The 14,910-nt window shown below is 55.0% G+C and carries 16 protein-coding genes and 1 other RNA gene; 9 read left to right on the top strand and 8 right to left on the bottom strand.

The annotated features are described in order from the left end of the window. Positions 1-21: 21 nt before the first annotated feature. A complete protein-coding gene (locus ACFPLB_RS16305; protein ID WP_378231607.1) occupies positions 22-999 on the top strand; it encodes an ABC transporter substrate-binding protein in 978 nt (325 codons plus the stop codon). Positions 1,000-1,130: 131 nt separating this feature from the next. Here ACFPLB_RS16305 and ACFPLB_RS16300 read toward each other — a convergent pair whose 3' ends face one another. Then, on the bottom strand, positions 1,131-2,780 hold the full coding sequence (locus tag ACFPLB_RS16300; protein ID WP_378231605.1) for a thiamine pyrophosphate-binding protein: 1,650 nt from the start codon (positions 2,778-2,780) through the stop codon (positions 1,131-1,133). 97 nt (positions 2,781-2,877) lie between these two features. Beyond that, positions 2,878-3,834: an alpha/beta fold hydrolase gene (locus tag ACFPLB_RS16295; RefSeq protein WP_378231603.1), complete on the bottom strand. Its 957-nt coding sequence runs from the start codon at positions 3,832-3,834 to the stop codon at positions 2,878-2,880. A 150-nt stretch (positions 3,835-3,984) separates the two neighbouring features. Between ACFPLB_RS16295 and ettA the strand changes: the two genes are divergently transcribed. After that, positions 3,985-5,634, top strand: a complete 1,650-nt coding sequence (gene ettA, locus ACFPLB_RS16290; protein WP_378231600.1) for an energy-dependent translational throttle protein EttA — start codon at positions 3,985-3,987, stop codon at positions 5,632-5,634. Positions 5,635-5,817: 183 nt separating this feature from the next. Here ettA and ACFPLB_RS16285 read toward each other — a convergent pair whose 3' ends face one another. Both ACFPLB_RS16285 and tsaA read right to left on the bottom strand, forming a co-directional pair. Continuing rightward, positions 5,818-6,132: a DUF2293 domain-containing protein gene (locus ACFPLB_RS16285; protein WP_378231599.1), complete on the bottom strand. Its 315-nt coding sequence runs from the start codon at positions 6,130-6,132 to the stop codon at positions 5,818-5,820. After that, on the bottom strand, positions 6,129-6,632 hold the full coding sequence (tsaA, locus tag ACFPLB_RS16280) for a tRNA (N6-threonylcarbamoyladenosine(37)-N6)-methyltransferase TrmO (protein WP_378231597.1): 504 nt from the start codon (positions 6,630-6,632) through the stop codon (positions 6,129-6,131). Before tsaA ends, ACFPLB_RS16285 begins: the two co-directional genes overlap by 4 nt. A gap of 149 nt (positions 6,633-6,781) precedes the next feature. On the opposite strand from tsaA, the gene ACFPLB_RS16275 reads away from it, so the two are divergent. Next, the gene (locus ACFPLB_RS16275; RefSeq protein ID WP_378231595.1) at positions 6,782-7,783 is read left to right on the top strand and encodes an ArsR/SmtB family transcription factor; all 1,002 of its coding nucleotides are present in this window, start codon (positions 6,782-6,784) and stop codon (positions 7,781-7,783) included. Positions 7,784-7,857: 74 nt separating this feature from the next. Continuing rightward, the gene (locus tag ACFPLB_RS16270) at positions 7,858-8,226 is read left to right on the top strand and encodes a hypothetical protein (RefSeq protein WP_378231593.1); all 369 of its coding nucleotides are present in this window, start codon (positions 7,858-7,860) and stop codon (positions 8,224-8,226) included. A 135-nt stretch (positions 8,227-8,361) separates the two neighbouring features. On the opposite strand, the gene ACFPLB_RS16265 is transcribed toward ACFPLB_RS16270, so the two are convergent. After that, the gene (locus ACFPLB_RS16265) at positions 8,362-9,537 is read right to left on the bottom strand and encodes a lytic murein transglycosylase (protein WP_378231591.1); all 1,176 of its coding nucleotides are present in this window, start codon (positions 9,535-9,537) and stop codon (positions 8,362-8,364) included. A 101-nt stretch (positions 9,538-9,638) separates the two neighbouring features. After that, positions 9,639-10,439, bottom strand: coding sequence for a glycoside hydrolase family 25 protein (locus ACFPLB_RS16260; RefSeq protein WP_378231590.1), 801 nt, complete (start codon positions 10,437-10,439; stop codon positions 9,639-9,641). A gap of 308 nt (positions 10,440-10,747) precedes the next feature. Between ACFPLB_RS16260 and ACFPLB_RS16255 the strand changes: the two genes are divergently transcribed. The 5 genes from ACFPLB_RS16255 (at position 10,748) to rnpB (ending at position 13,944) form a co-directional block, all read left to right on the top strand. After that, entirely contained in the window at positions 10,748-10,954 is a 207-nt protein-coding gene (locus ACFPLB_RS16255) for a hypothetical protein (protein ID WP_378231588.1), read from the top strand. 228 nt (positions 10,955-11,182) lie between these two features. Further along, positions 11,183-11,902, top strand: coding sequence for a TerB family tellurite resistance protein (locus tag ACFPLB_RS16250; protein WP_378231587.1), 720 nt, complete (start codon positions 11,183-11,185; stop codon positions 11,900-11,902). Continuing rightward, positions 11,899-12,672, top strand: a complete 774-nt coding sequence (locus tag ACFPLB_RS16245) for an N-acetylmuramoyl-L-alanine amidase (protein WP_378231586.1) — start codon at positions 11,899-11,901, stop codon at positions 12,670-12,672. The genes ACFPLB_RS16250 and ACFPLB_RS16245 overlap by 4 nt, the downstream gene beginning before the upstream one ends. Before the next feature lie 173 nt (positions 12,673-12,845). Then, a complete protein-coding gene (locus ACFPLB_RS16240) occupies positions 12,846-13,487 on the top strand; it encodes a lytic transglycosylase domain-containing protein (protein ID WP_378231584.1) in 642 nt (213 codons plus the stop codon). A gap of 57 nt (positions 13,488-13,544) precedes the next feature. Next, positions 13,545-13,944: RNase P RNA component class A (gene rnpB / locus ACFPLB_RS16235), an RNA gene on the top strand. A gap of 121 nt (positions 13,945-14,065) precedes the next feature. Here rnpB and ACFPLB_RS16230 read toward each other — a convergent pair. After that, positions 14,066-14,212 carry a hypothetical protein gene (locus ACFPLB_RS16230; RefSeq protein ID WP_378231582.1) on the bottom strand — a complete coding sequence of 49 codons (147 nt, stop codon included), beginning with the start codon at positions 14,210-14,212 and terminating at the stop codon, positions 14,066-14,068. A 188-nt stretch (positions 14,213-14,400) separates the two neighbouring features. After that, a complete protein-coding gene (locus ACFPLB_RS16225) occupies positions 14,401-14,685 on the bottom strand; it encodes a hypothetical protein (protein WP_378231580.1) in 285 nt (94 codons plus the stop codon). Positions 14,686-14,910: the final 225 nt, after the last annotated feature.

Below are 14,910 nucleotides of genomic sequence, written 5' to 3'. Positions count from 1 at the left end.
ACTTTCAGAGGGATAAGAACAATGAAAAAAATACTCGTATCAAGAATACTCGTATCATTGCTGGCGGGAGCCATGTCTTTCGCCGCTGCACAGGCCATGGCTGCCGACAAGGTGGTGCTGCAACTCAAATGGGTGGCGCAAGGCCAGTTTGCCGGTTATTTCACGGCCAAGGAACAGGGCTTTTATGAAGAGGAAGGGCTTGATGTCGAGATCAGGAATGGCGGGCCTGATATTGCGCCTGAACAGGTGATTGCCGGTGGCGGCGCCGATGTGATCGTGACCTGGATGGCGGCAGGGCTGGCGGCGCGTGACAAGGGGGTCAATATCGTCAACATCGCCCAGCCCTTTGCCAAATCCGGCTTGCAACTGATCTGCCCCAAGGACGGGCCGGTGCAGACCGAGGCTGATTTTACCGGTCACACATTGGGGGTCTGGTTCTTTGGCAATGAATATCCTTTCTATGCCTGGATGCACAAGCTTGGACTGGCAACCGAAGGCGGGGCTGACGGGGTGACGGTGTTGAAGCAGAGTTTTGACGTGCAGCCGCTGATTCAAAAACAGGCCGACTGCATTTCAGTCATGACCTATAATGAATATTGGCAGGCGATTGACGCCGGGTTCAAACCGGAAGATCTGATTGTCTTCAACTATACGGAACTGGGCAATGATCTTCTTGAAGACGGGCTTTATGTCATGGAAGACAAGCTCAAAGATCCGGCCTTTGAGGACAAGATGGTGCGCTTTGTGCGTGCGTCGATGAAGGGCTGGCAATATGCCGTGGAGAACCCGGAAGATGCCGCTGAAGCGGTGATGGAGGCGGGCGGTCAGGATGAAAACCATCAGCAGCGCATGGTGGGCGAAGTGGCCAAGCTGATTGGCGACGGCAAGCTTGATCTGGTTGTTTATGAGCGCACCGCCAAGGCGCTGCTTGACCAGAAGATCATCACCAAGGAGCCGGAAGGCGCTTATACAACTGCCATTACCGACAAGGCGCTGTAATCAGGCGGTTGCTTGTCAACAAAACAGGAAAAAGGGGCGGGCGCGGGCTACGGCCCCTTTTTTATTGCCCGGAGTATGATCTTAGAAAAGTTGCAGACTTTTCGGATAAGATCATGCGTATAAGCAAAAATTTAGCGCTTTTCGCGAATGTCGCTCAGCGTACGGGTCGGGGTGATGGCTTCCGGGTCCAGCTTGATCTCGATAATGGCTGGTTTGCCGCTGGCGCGCGCACGCTCAAAGGCGGGTGCGAATTGCTCCGTTGTCTCCACCACCTCGCCATGGCCGCCAAAGGCACGGGCATAGGCGGCAAAATCCGGATTTTTCAGGCCGGTACCGCAGACCCGCCCCGGATAGTCGCGCTCCTGGTGCATACGGATGGTGCCATAAATGCCATTGTTGAGGATGACGACAATGATGGGCAGGTCATATTGCACGGCGGTTGCAAATTCCTGACCGTGCATGAGGAAGTCGCCGTCACCTGCCCAGACAATCACTTCGCGGTCACGAAACACGCTTTTTGCGCCCACACCGGCTGGCAGGCCATAGCCCATTGAGCCGGAGGTTGGCGCCCCTTGGGTATTGTAGCGGCGGAAGCGATGGAAGCGGTGCATCCAGGTGGCGAAATTTCCGGCGCCATTGCAGATGATGGCATCTTGCGGCAGCACGTTTTCCAGATAATTCATGATCGGCCCCATCAAAACCGGACCGGGGCCGGTTTCAGGCGGTGTTGACCAGGCCAGATAATCAGCATGCCGCTGCCTTGTCTCATCTGACCAGACGGGGGCCGACTGCGGCTTGCGCTCGGCAAAGGCTTTGACAAAGGCGGCAGGTGAAGCGTTGATGGCCAGTGTGGGGCGATAGACGCGGCCCAGTTCATTGGCATCGACATGGACATGCACCAGTTTCTGGTCGGGGTAGGGGCTTTTCAGCAGCGTATAATCTGATGATGGCATTTCGCCAAAGCGCCCGCCAATCAGCAAAACAAGATCGGCATCCTTGATGGCGCTCGCCAGTTTTGGATTAAGGCCAATACCGACATCACCGGCATAGTTTTCATGCAGATGGTCAAACAGCATCTGGCGGCGGAAGGAAACACCGACTGGAAGCGCCCAGTTTTCAGCAATTTTCTGCATCCGGGCAACGGAATCTTCGCTCCAGCGGGTGCCGCCCAGAATGACAAAGGGACGTTTTGCGTCTCCAAGGAGTTTTTCCAATTCGTCAATTTCTGTACTGCCGGGACTGGTTTCAACCGGGGTAAAGGGCAGGGCGGCAGGCGCATCCACCATGCTGACCAGCATGTCTTCAGGCAACGAGACGATTACGGGACCGGGGCGGCCTGATGTCGCCACGGCAAAGGCGCGGGTGACCAGTTCGGGAATGCGGGCCGCATCGTCGATTTCGACCACCCATTTGGCGATATCACCGAAGAAGGCGTGATAATCGACTTCCTGAAAGGCCTCGCGATATTTGGCATGGGCGGCAATCTGGCCGATGAACAAGATCATGGGAACAGAATCCTGCATGGCGATGTGAATGCCGGCCGACGCATTGGTGGCGCCGGGGCCGCGGGTGACAAAGCAGATGCCGGGCCTGCCGGTGAGGCGACCCTGACAATCGGCCATCATGGCGGCACCGCCTTCCTGACGGCAGACAATGGTGTCGATTTTGGAATCATGCAGTGCGTCAAGCACGGCCAGATAAGATTCACCCGGCACGCAGAAGATGCGCTCGACGGCATTGGCCTCCAGCGCTTCGACAATCAATTGCCCACCGGTTTTCATGGCTGCTCCTGCTTCCATAGACTTGACGTGTTGATGAAGTGGTAGCAATCCGGCTCGGTCCTGTCACGCTTTGTGTTGATGACTGCGGCAAGGTTGCTCAAACGGGATGATTTGGCTTTTTCGGTGCGGCGCAAATCCTGTCCAGCCATAGGCCAAAATCATCCATGATTTGGGTGCGGTTGATCTCATGCAAGCTTTCATGGCGGTTTTTGCCATGAATGATGCAGGTGACATCTTCAAAGCCCATCATGCAAAAACGCTTGCCAAGCTGGCGCACAGCCTTGCCGCCATTGGTGGCGGGGTCTTGTGCACCGCCGAGCAGATGAATGGGCAGGTCTTTGCGGATGTGTGAGAAATTTTTGTTCTGTGCGCCGGTCTGACTTAAACTCAACAGGTCAAACCACAGGCTGACCGAACCATTCCAGCCGCAGAGTGGGTCAGAAATATAAGCGTCCACTTGCGCTGTATCGCGCGATAGCCAGTCAAAGGGGCTACGATGATGGGAAAAAGATTTTGCCCATGCCTGAAAGGTGAGCTTTGGTAAAAAATGTGAGGGCACATCTGAGCCGAGGCGAAAGCGTTCCCATAGCAAAATTGCGCGGGCCGCAAACAGGGCCGGGCCAGACTGGAAATTCGCGTTCCAGATGGCCAGCGCATGAATGCGGGATGGGTGGTTCAGAAGATGATTGAGCGCAATCAGCCCTCCCATGGAATGGCCAAACAGCACGATCGGCAGGCCGGGGTGCTTTTGAGCGATCAATTCATGCACGGCCTCGACATCTTCAATCAGTTTTCGAGTTCCCTTGCGGGTGGCAAAGCGACCGATGGGGGCGTCGCTGGCGCGGGTCAGGCCGTGGCCGCGATGATCATGGGCATAGACATGAAACCCCTGCCTGGCCAGAAAACCTGCAAAAGGCGCATAGCGCGCTGTATGTTCGGCAAGGCCGTGATTGATGTGGATGACGCCACGCGGCGCGATTTGCGCATAATGTGTGCGCAGGCTCAGTTGCGCACCCGTAGGCGAAAACAGGATGATGGGATCATCAAACTTCATCAGATGGCTCCGGCAGGCCGCTATAAAGGTTTTTTTACGGGTTTTGCTCAAGCGGATTTAGGCGGGTTTGCGTTCTGGGAGTTGCTGTTTGGGCGGGCATCGCTTACATAGCGGCCAACCTCCAATGACCGTTTATTCAAGGAAAAGCGCGTGGCACGCCAGTTCATCTACCATATGGCCGGCCTCAACAAGGCCTACGGCACCAAGAAGGTGCTGGAAAATATCCATCTCTCATTCTATCCCGACGCCAAGATCGGCATTTTGGGGCCCAATGGCGCCGGTAAATCGACCATTTTGAAGATCATGGCCGGGCTTGATACCGAATATTCGGGTGAAGCTTGGCTGGCTGAAGGGGCAACCGTTGGCTATCTGGCGCAGGAGCCGGACCTCGACCCCAACAAGACGGTGTTTGAAAACGTCATGGATGGCGTGGCCAAAAAGACCGCCATCATCGAGCGCTATAATGAGCTGATGATGAATTATTCCGACGAGACGGCGGAAGAATCAGCCAAACTTCAGGATGAAATGGACCGCCTGAACCTGTGGGATCTGGAACAGCAGGTGGAAATGGCCATGGATGCGCTGGCCTGCCCGCCGGCTGATGCCGATGTGACCAAGCTTTCAGGTGGTGAGCGCCGCCGCGTGGCGCTGTGCCGTCTGCTTCTGGAAGAGCCCGACCTTCTGCTGCTCGACGAGCCGACCAACCATCTGGATGCTGAAACCACATCATGGCTGGAAAAGCATTTGCGCGCTTACAAGGGCGCTGTGCTGCTCATCACCCACGATCGCTACTTCCTCGACAATGTGACCGGCTGGATTCTGGAACTGGATCGCGGCCGCGGCATTCCCTATGAAGGCAATTACACCAAATATCTGGAAGCCAAGGCCAAGCGCCTCAAGCAGGAAGGCCGTGAGGACGATGCCCGCCAGCGCGCCATCAGCCGCGAGCGTGAGTGGATTCAGTCCAGCCCCAAGGCCCGGCAGACCAAGTCGAAGGCGCGCATCAAGGCGTTTGAGGATCTGCTGGTGGCAGCCGATTCACGTCGCCCGACCGACACGCAGATCGTCATTCCGCATGGTGAGCGTCTGGGCAATGTGGTCATTGAGGTCGATAGCCTGTCAAAGGGCTTTGGCGACGAATTGCTGATTGAAAATCTGTCGTTCAAACTGCCGCCCGGCGGCATTGTCGGTGTGATTGGTCCCAATGGTGCGGGCAAGACCACGCTGTTTCGGATGATTACGGGGCAGGAAACGCCTGATTCAGGAACAATCCGCATCGGTGAGACGGTCAAACTTGGCTATGTGGACCAGAGCCGCGATGCGCTCGATCCCAACAAGACGGTCTGGGAAGAGATTTCCGGCGGTGCGGAAGTGGTCAAGCTTGGCAAGTTTGACGCCAATACCCGCGCCTATTGCTCGTCCTTCAACTTCCGCGGTCAGGACCAGCAGCAGAAGGTGGGCAATCTTTCAGGTGGTCAGCGCAACCGCGTGCATCTGGCCAAGATGCTGCGCAATGGCGGCAACGTGCTGCTGCTCGACGAACCGACCAACGACCTCGACACCGAGACGCTGGCGGCTTTGGAAGATGCGCTGGAAAGCTATGCCGGTTGCGCCGTCATCATCTCTCACGATCGTATGTTCCTCGACCGTCTGGCCACGCATATCCTTGCCTTTGAAGGCGACAGCCATGTTGAATGGTTTGAGGGCAATTTTGAGGATTATGAGCAGGACAAGATCCGCAGGCTGGGGCCGGAGGCGGTCAATCCGCACCGGATGACCTACAAGCGCCTGACGCGCTGATCTGTCTGTTGCCAGGAAATCAAATGCCCCGCTAAAGCGTGTCGCAATCTTTCAGATTCACGCGACCCGCTTTAAGCCTTTGTTTTTACGCATGTCTTTATCCCGAAACTGGTTCTCAAGTCTCGGGAGACAGGCTTTAGATACGGGGCATTTTTTATTATGGTTGAGATAGAAGAAAATGCCTCACACATCCTCATCATCGGGGTCGAGCAGGCGGGTGGCGCGCCATTTCGTCAGCCAGCCATTGATCTGATCAATGACAAAGAAACGGGCTGAATCGCGATCATACCCCTCAGCCAGAAGCTTTTCGTAATCTGTATGGTCGTGGCGGATATGGGCAATTGTCGCCAGCCATACGGCAATCGAGACAGGCAGTGTTTTTAAGTGCGGGGCTGCTGCATCACGGCGAATGGTTTCAATATCGGCAAGCGGAGCCAGCGGCAGCAGCGTGGTGAGCGCTCTGGCGATGGCCTTGCGCCGCCCCGTTGGCCGGATCATTTATGCGTGCCTTCAAGAGCCATATCCAAAATGCTGTCGGTGCTTGCAAAATAGGGTTTGATGTCGAGAACCGGCGTGCCGTCAAGCACATCGATGGCGTCAATTTCAATTGTGCCGGTGCATTGGTCCATTGAGAGAATACGGGCCGTGTGCAGGCCGATCGGGTTTAGCCTTGCCGGTGAGCGCAGCGCAAAAACGCCTTTGGCCTCAAGTGCATGGCGTGGCTTTTGAACAATCAGATTCCGGGGCGCATGGTGCAGCCATGTCAAGATATGGAGGTGGGTAAACCCCTCCAGCCCGGACAGTCCTTCGCGATAGAGAGGAGCCAGCACCAGCGTGGCAGCCGCCTTGCGCTCGCGGGCCTGTTTCATGTTCTTTGGGCATTGCTGGCGCTGTTTCCATGGTGAAACAATGTGGCCGATAAAGATGACATGACCATCAGGCGGCAGGCTGGCAGGATCGTTATCGAGTGTTTTTTCGCCTTCGCGTGTTTCCAGCATGATGGCTGCCTCCATTTATGAGATTGGGCGTTCATGGAACCGGCATTCATGCAACCGGGAGTGCAATGAAAATTGCTCATTGCCTTTCTTTGAAGATGATATAAGCATATCTTTATGTGAATTTTCAATGGACTGGAATGAGCCTGAATATGAATGTCGCGCTTGACATAATGGTCAATACATTAAAGGCGGCCGCTGAATCCAGCCGCTTGCGAATTCTGGCGCTTCTGGTGCAAGGCGATTTGACGGTTTCGGATTTCACCGAAATTCTTGGTCAGTCGCAACCGCGTGTGTCGCGCCATCTCAAGCTGCTGCTGGAGGCTGAATTGATCGGCCGCTATCAGGAAGGGTCATGGGCCTTTTTCCGGCTGTCAGATCAGGAAGTGGCGCGTGCCTTTGTGCTGGGCCTGGTTGCGGGCCTTGATCCTGAAGATGTCCAGATTGAACGCGACATGGAGCGTCTGACTGAAGTAAAACGCCGTCGGCAGGAAAGGGCTGCGGAGTATTTTTCACAAAATGCCGCTAGCTGGGATGAAATCCGCTTGCTGCATGTGCCCGACAAGGCGGTGGAGGCCGGGCTTCTGGAACTGGTTGGCAAGCGTCCATTCCAGTCCATGCTTGATCTTGGCACCGGCACCGGGCGTTTGCTGGAAATTCTGGCGCCGCTTTATCGGCGCGGCGTTGGTATTGATATGTCGCGCGAAATGCTGGCGGTCGCACGTGCCAATCTGGAGCGCGCCGGGATCAGCAATGCGCAGGTGCGCCAGGGTGATGTTTTTGCGCCGCCGGTGGAGCGTGACGCTTATGATCTGGTGACCATCCATCAGGTGCTGCATTATCTGGATGATCCGGCGCGCGCCATAATGGAGGCGGCACGTTTGCTGCGCCCTTCCGGTCGGTTGATCATTGTCGATTTTGCGCCCCACACGCTGGAATTCTTGCGTGATGAGCATGCGCATCAGCGTCTCGGGTTTTCCGATACACAGATTGCGGAATGGTTTGCCGATGCTGGACTTGAGCTTGAAAACAGTCAGGAATTTGCGCCGCGTGGCAATGATGGGCTGCGTTTGACCGTTAAATTATGGCTGGGCCGGGATCGACGCCTGCTGGTGGCGGACCCTGTTGTCCCTCTGAAATCTGCACTGGGCTGACCTGACCTTTGCGGTGTGTGCCGTGATCGGTGTCCACCCCCCGCTTCGGGAGTAAATGAAAAGCCTGCCGCTGCTTGGGTCTGCCGCTGCCGCTGCCGGGGCCTGCTGCAAAACAGATGTCAGAATCAAAAAGGCCGGGTTTTGTAAAACCCGGCCTTTTCTCAATTTTGTTTTCAGATACTGGCTTTCTATTTTGTCCGTCCATCCGCTTTTGCGATCAGGGCAGAACACCGATAATCAGCGCGCCGACAAAGGCGAATGTGGCGCACAAGATCAATGCATTGATCGGTCTTGTAAGTCCCATAAGTAGCCTCCTTCTGAAAAGCTATCGTCGGAACTTAAGAGTTTTCGTCGTTCATACAAGTAAAAATTTTGTTGCATTGTGTCAGATTCATGAGGGAACTTTGATCTTCCCATTGAAAATGCTGGTTAATTTCGTTTAATCTTTGTGTGTAAATTGTGACGGACTGACGGCAAAAAAGGCGAGGGCAGAGCGCAGACGGATGTGGTTTTCCACCAGTTCGGATAGAATCAGGTTGAGCAAACTTTAAAAAGGAAAAATTTTAAAAAGGAAAAAATTACAGCCGGGACAGCAGGTCGGGTGTTGGCCAGCCATCGGCGGGCATACCAAGCTGCATCTGCATCAGGCGCACAGCTTCGCGCGTATTGGCGCCAAGAATGCCATCGACATTGCCCACATCATGGCCATGGGCCTGAAGCTTGCGCTGCAATTCCTTCATTTTATCCATGTCGAGGCCAGGTTCGGGCGTGCGTGGATCGTAAGGCTGCGCGCCTTCAAATCGGGTGGCCAGCACGGCAGCAGTCAGCGCATAGGTGAAGGACTGGTTCCATTTCAGATAGACTTCAAAATTGTCATAGGTCAGAAAAGCAGGCCCCTTGCGACCCATCGGCAGGGCAAGTCCGGCACTTTGGCCGGTGTCGGCAAGTGCGCTGCCGTCCGGGCGGGTGAGGCCCCACGCATTCCATTGCGAGACAGGCAGTCTGTTGGCCCGGCTGGTATCTTCCCATGGCAGATTGTCAGGAACACGAACTTCCTCAATCCATGGCTGGCCGGGAACCCAACCACGCGACTGGATTTTCTTGGCCGTGGTCATGATGGCGTCAGCAGCGCTGTTGCGCAGATCGACAATGCCGTCATTGTCGCCATCGACACCATTGTCGAGATAGTCGGCAGGCAGAATTTGTGTCTGGCCGATTTCACCGGCCCATGCGCCCTGCACATCGGCAGGCAGGATTCCACGGTCAATCAGTGTCAGCAGTGGCACCAGATGTTTACGGAAGAGTTGTGGCCTGCGGCAATCATGCGCCAGTGTCACTAGGGCGTTAAGGGTGAGAAAATCGCCCTGCACCGCGCCAAAATCGGTTTCCAGCGCCCAAAAAGCGGTGATGACAGCAGCAGGAGCGCCATATTCCTGCTCGGCGCGGTCAAAAACAGCGGCATATTTGGCCATATTGGCCGCGCCATGCTTGAGCCGATATTCCGAAATCATGCGGTTGGAAAATTCGATGAAGGTTTGCGCAAATACACCTTGTGCGCGGTCGCGGGCCAGAACGCGCGGGTCGATGCTGGCCCCCGCCAATGCGCGCAAGCCCGTTTCACCAACGCCTGCCGCCCGGGCTTCCTCAGCAACACCTTGCCGCCACATTTCAAAATTAGCGCCGCAGTCCTGAGCAAAGGCGGCTGGCGAAAAGGCAGTCAGTAAAGTGGCAAGGGCAAGAACAGGCATACGCATATCATGCTTCCCGATTGGAGGGAGGAATTTGGAATTTTTGACCGTGTTTTTAAAAAATCAGTGATACGGCGGTTTCCATCAATGCGATCATCTTGACACTGTCAACGGGTGTTCTGCCGCAACCAGTCGCGCCAGGCGGCTTGTGAGCCGTTAAAGGCGTTGACATCTGCATTGCCCTTGATGCCCGGCACAATGCCGGTGCCGCTATATTGCCAGAAGGTGAAGGGGTGGGAGCCATAGCGCTCCGACGGGTGGCCTGCCACCGAGCGCAACCAGTAGGGATAGCCATGGAAGGTGGACAGGTTGTTGTCATCGAAGAAGTCGATGGATGTGTAGATGATCGGCTTCTTGCCGTAATGGTTTTCGATGGTTTTGAGAAAAATCGACATTTCCTTGCGCACAGTTTCAGGCGGCGGGCGCAATTTGCAACTGGGCGAAAGCGGGTTCCACTCCATGTCGAGCACCGGCGGTAGCGAGGACGCATCCTTGGGAACATTGCGGATGAACCAGTGGGCCTGTTCGGTTGCCGGGCGGCAGAAATAGTAAAAATGATAGGCGCCACGCGGCACGCCGGCAGATTTTGCATTGCGCCAGTGCTCATGAAAGGAACTGTCGAGCCGGTCGCCGCCTTCAGTGGCCTTGATGAAGGCAAAGGAAATGCCGGCCTTGCGCGCCTGATCCCAGTCTACGGACGTCTGGTATTTGGAAACATCGGTTCCATGTACGGGATAGCGCCACGGGGTGATGGTGCGCCATTCATGTGGCTTGCTGTCACCAAAGCGGGGTGCTTTGCCGCTTGTTGCAGATATGGTGGACATGCTGCTGGTGGGGGCCATATCCTCCAGTGTGGTGGAGCAGGCGGCCAGCAGAGTCAGCGTGACAAGAAAGACAAGTCGGCGCATTTTTCTCAACATTCCTGCGGTGGTTGTCGGGCGGCGGTTGCCGGAATTATTTCATCTGCGGTGATGGCTCAATAGGGTTGATAATTGGTTGATATGTTTGAGCGGGCATCTTGCGAACCGCGCTCACACGCCTGTTTTCACAAGATTTTATTTTTTAGCTTCCCTCAAAGTTTTGTTTTTAAAAAACGGCATGAGTGCGCGCGCTGTTACAAGGCGAAACGCAATGTTATGAAACAGGTAGCGGGTTTGAGCATTACAGTGACAACCGCCAGTCAAGGCGGGGGTGTTTTGTTTAAGGAGTTAAACTCATGAAGAAGCTCGTTCTTGCCTCTTTCACCGCTTTGGCCCTGCTTGGCGTTGCTGCTTGCAGCGATAGTGGCTCGGATACGACCACGACTCAGAGCACCACGCCGCAGATTGATGAAAATCCGGCAGCACCTGCGGCCCCTGACGAGATGGCCCCGATTGTTCCGCCGGCAACAGATAATTCCATTATGCCGGCCCCTGCCGAGTAATTTTTACGTCCTCCCGGACTTCATTTAAGGGGTCGGCTTTTGCTGGCCCTTTTTAGGACCCTGACCCTGGAACATTTTGCCGCTAAAGCCTGTCTCCCGAACTGGGAACCAGTTTTGGGATAAAGACATGCGTAAAAACAAAGAGATAGAGCATTAGAGGTGATCCTGTTTTCACCGAAAATGCTCTAGATGTTTCCATCCGGCGGCAAAATGTTCTAAACAGTTTTCATGTCTATCTGGAACCGTATCGGCGATTTTATTCAACGCCTGTCTTCTATGGCGACTGCTGGCCTGACCGAGATGGTGGAGGCCGTGCGCACGGTTTTTTCCGGTGATCCTGAACTGCGGCGCAAGGTGGCGTTTTCAGTGGCCATGATTGCGCTGTCCGCCAAGATGGCCAGAGCCGATGGGGAAGTCACCCAGGATGAGGTGCGGGCATTTCAAAGCATTTTTGAAATTCCGCCGGAAGAAGCTCATCATGTGGCGCGGCTTTACGATCTTGCCAAGCAGGATACGGCCGGTTTTGAAGCCTATGCCCGGCAGATGGCAGGGCTGTGCGGCAGCGGCCATCCCAACTGCATGATGCTGGAAGATGTGCTCGACGGATTGTTCCACATTGCCACTGCCGATGGCGTGTTGCATGAGCGTGAAGAAGATTTCCTGCGCCGGGTAGCCGCGATTTTTGCCATTGAAGAAGATCATTACCAGACGATTTATGCCCGTCATGCCGAGCCTGGAGAAGCAGATCCTTATATTGTGCTGGGGGTTACACGCAGTCTGCCGCTGGCGCAGGTGAAGCAGCATTATCGCAAGCTGGTGAAGGAAAACCACCCGGACAGGCTGATTGGCCGGGGCCTGCCGCAGGAATTCGTTGCGATTGCCACAATGCGGCTGGCGGCGATCAATGCAGCCTATGAACGTATTGAGAAGAGATTGCAGGCGGCATGAGTGGCTTTGCTCCCGATTTTGCTACAGCAGAAATCAGGGTGTCACCAAATTTTGGCCCGCGCCGTGGTGGCTTGCCGATTGATATGATCATCCTGCATTATACGGGCATGGAAAGCGGTGAGGCTGCCGAAGCCCGGCTTTGTGATCCTGAAAGCGAGGTTTCCTCGCATTATCTGGTGCATGAGGATGGGCGTGTCGTGCAGATGGTGCGTGAAAGCGACCGTGCCTGGCATGCAGGGCGCAGTTCCTGGCAGGGCGTGACAGATATCAATTCCATTTCGATAGGCATCGAGATCGTCAATCCCGGCCATCAGTTTGGCTATAAAGCCTTTCCGCGACGGCAGATCGATGCGGTGATCGCGCTTTGCAAGGATATAGCGCAGCGCCATCCGCTGCGGCCTGAAAGAGTGCTGGCCCATTCCGATATTGCGCCGGGGCGCAAGGTTGATCCGGGCGAAAAATTCCCGTGGAAGCGCCTGTATGAGGCAGGTGTCGGGCATTTTGTGGCAGCTTCTCCGGTGCGTCCGGGGCCCGTTATGGCGCAAGGCGATCATGGGTCAAATGTTGAAGAATTACAGTCGATGCTGGCGCTTTATGGCTATGGGGTGGAGATCACCGGCCATTATGATGACCAGACGCGCATTGTGGTTGAAGCCTTTCAGCGCCATTTTCGTCGCCGCATTGTTGACGGAATTGCCGATGGTTCCACTTTGAAGACGCTTGAGCGGTTACTTTTTTTCTGCCGTAAGTCTTTGAATGTTAAGTTGTAAAACATCCTCTGTAATAAAATGTAATTTTAATTGAACGGCTCTGCCATTTTTGGTCCGGCTTCATTTCCCAAATCATCGCGCAAGCCAGCCGGAATTTCTCCCAAGTAAAACCCGGTTATACAAGATTTTTGGCCCGCGACTTGTTGCGCGCGCCTGACACCAAACAGGACCAGATGAATAAATTGACCGTTTTCACGGCAGCCATTGCTGCCGCTATGCTTTTTGTTGCCTCAGGTGAGGTTAAAGCTGACCGTTTCGACCCGCAACTGGGCGGAAATCTTGCCGTCAAGACAGAAGCGGAGGTTGAAAAGCCTGCGACCAAGAAGTCCGAGACCAAGAAGCCTGCAACCAGGAAATCTGAAAAAAGCAAGGCCGGGCTTGAGAAAGCCAAAGCTAAAAAGACCAAGGCCAGAAAGACTTCTGCCAAAACCCGATATTCCACGCTGATCAACCAATATGCGGCCAATTATGGTGTCCCGGTTTCTCTGGCTCATGCCGTCATCAAGGTGGAGAGCAATTATCGCGCCGATGCGCTTGGTCGGGCAGGGGAGGTCGGCCTTATGCAGATCAAGCCCGCAACAGCACGCATGATGGGCTATAGCGGCTCGACCAAGGGGCTGTTTCACCCGGAAACAAATATCAAATATGGCATGAAATATCTTGCCAAGGCGCATAGTCTGAGTGGGGGCACAACCTGCGGTACGATCCTGAAATACAATGCCGGCCATGCCGCCAAGCGTATGAACCCGGTGTCTTCAGCCTATTGCAGCAAGGTGAAGGGGCATATGGCAGCGGCTGATATTCCCACCAGTTGAGGCAAGGCTTTCGCTTTTTTGTTGCCTTTTGCCTGGCAAACACCTTTATACGCTTTGCCAGTCGGCCGGGCGGCCGCACCAGCAAGAGCCGAAAGGCTGCTTGTGAGGAAAGTCCGGGCTCCATGGAAACACGGTGCCGGCTAACAGCCGGCGGGGGCGACCCCAGGGAAAGTGCCACAGAAAGCAAACCACCGTGCTTTAGCGCGGCAAGGGTGAAAGGGTGGGGTAAGAGCCCACCGCGCAACCGGTAACGGAAGCGGCAAGGTAAACCCCACCGGGAGCAAAACCGAATAGGGGCGGTGCGAGGGGAAACTCTCAGGGCTGTTTCCGGCTCACCGCCCGGGTAGGTTGCGTGAGGCGTCTGGTAACAGGCGCCCAAGATGAATGGTCGCCACGTCTCCGCGTCGTGAAGATGCGGAAGGCCATACAGAACCCGGCTTATAGGCCGGCTGGCATCTTTTTTCCTGGAGCATTTTGTGAGTACAGACGGAATCGTCTGACGTCGCAATAATGCAGCTAAAAAGAAGCTGCAGTCTTTCAGGTGTTTTTATCCGATCAAGCAGGCAAGCCCTGCTTTTTTAGACGAATATCATGATTGTTATCGCCCCGATCACAATCAGCACCAGCCCGACGATCAGCATGGGCATCAATGTGCTGCCTTGCGCGTCCTGGCCGCTGGCCTGTTCGCCGGATAGTTCAATGTGCCGGTGGTCGCTGTCGGACATGGTCTGCTCCCCGGATCATTTCAAATTTTTATCAAAACAGGTGAAATGATCTGACTTGTTATTTCAACCGCATTTGCGCAGCCAGACAATCCCGTCTGGTTGCGCAAATGCTATAAAAGGTAAATAATCTACCACTTTGTGAGTGCAATATCCATGCGGCAAATGAAGTGCACGCTTCATGAATGGATTCAGTTCATCTTGCTAAAACCGGCCGGGGCTTTTTTGGCTGCCCGCGGGGTGGGATCGTTGCGGTCCGGGGCAATGATGCTGCTGCCGCGCTTGGCGCAGATATTGGCCGCATCTGCATGGGTGATCTGCTGCGTGCCATCGCCGCGTGTCCAGCGATCGCCATTGTCACAGGTCACGCTGTAGCGGCCATCCTTGTAGTGGATCGAATAGGCAAAAGCGCCAGTGGTGGCGGTGGCGAGTGTGCCAGCAATGAGTGCCAGCTTTGCAAGAGTTTTGATGGTCATGATTTTCTCCTCCATGTGATGACCATGCCACTTTCTCATCTGCCATCTGAAACGGCTCTGAACGGCCTGTTCATGTGGCTTTCATATTGTAAACACTGAGCCTGCCGGGGCAGCGAGGTAACGCTTCGTTAGGCTTAATGGAAGATAAAGAAGGATGCCGCATGAATGCCCGTGGGAAGGGGAATTCATGTGGAATCAGACGCGCCGTTCCCGTTGACGCCCATA

This window comes from Aquamicrobium segne (assembly GCF_042656785.1).
GTDB classification, from domain to species: domain Bacteria; phylum Pseudomonadota; class Alphaproteobacteria; order Rhizobiales; family Rhizobiaceae; genus Mesorhizobium; species Mesorhizobium segne.
The sequence above is the reverse complement of the archived record's forward strand: the minus strand, read 5'-3'. Positions and strand labels throughout refer to the sequence as shown.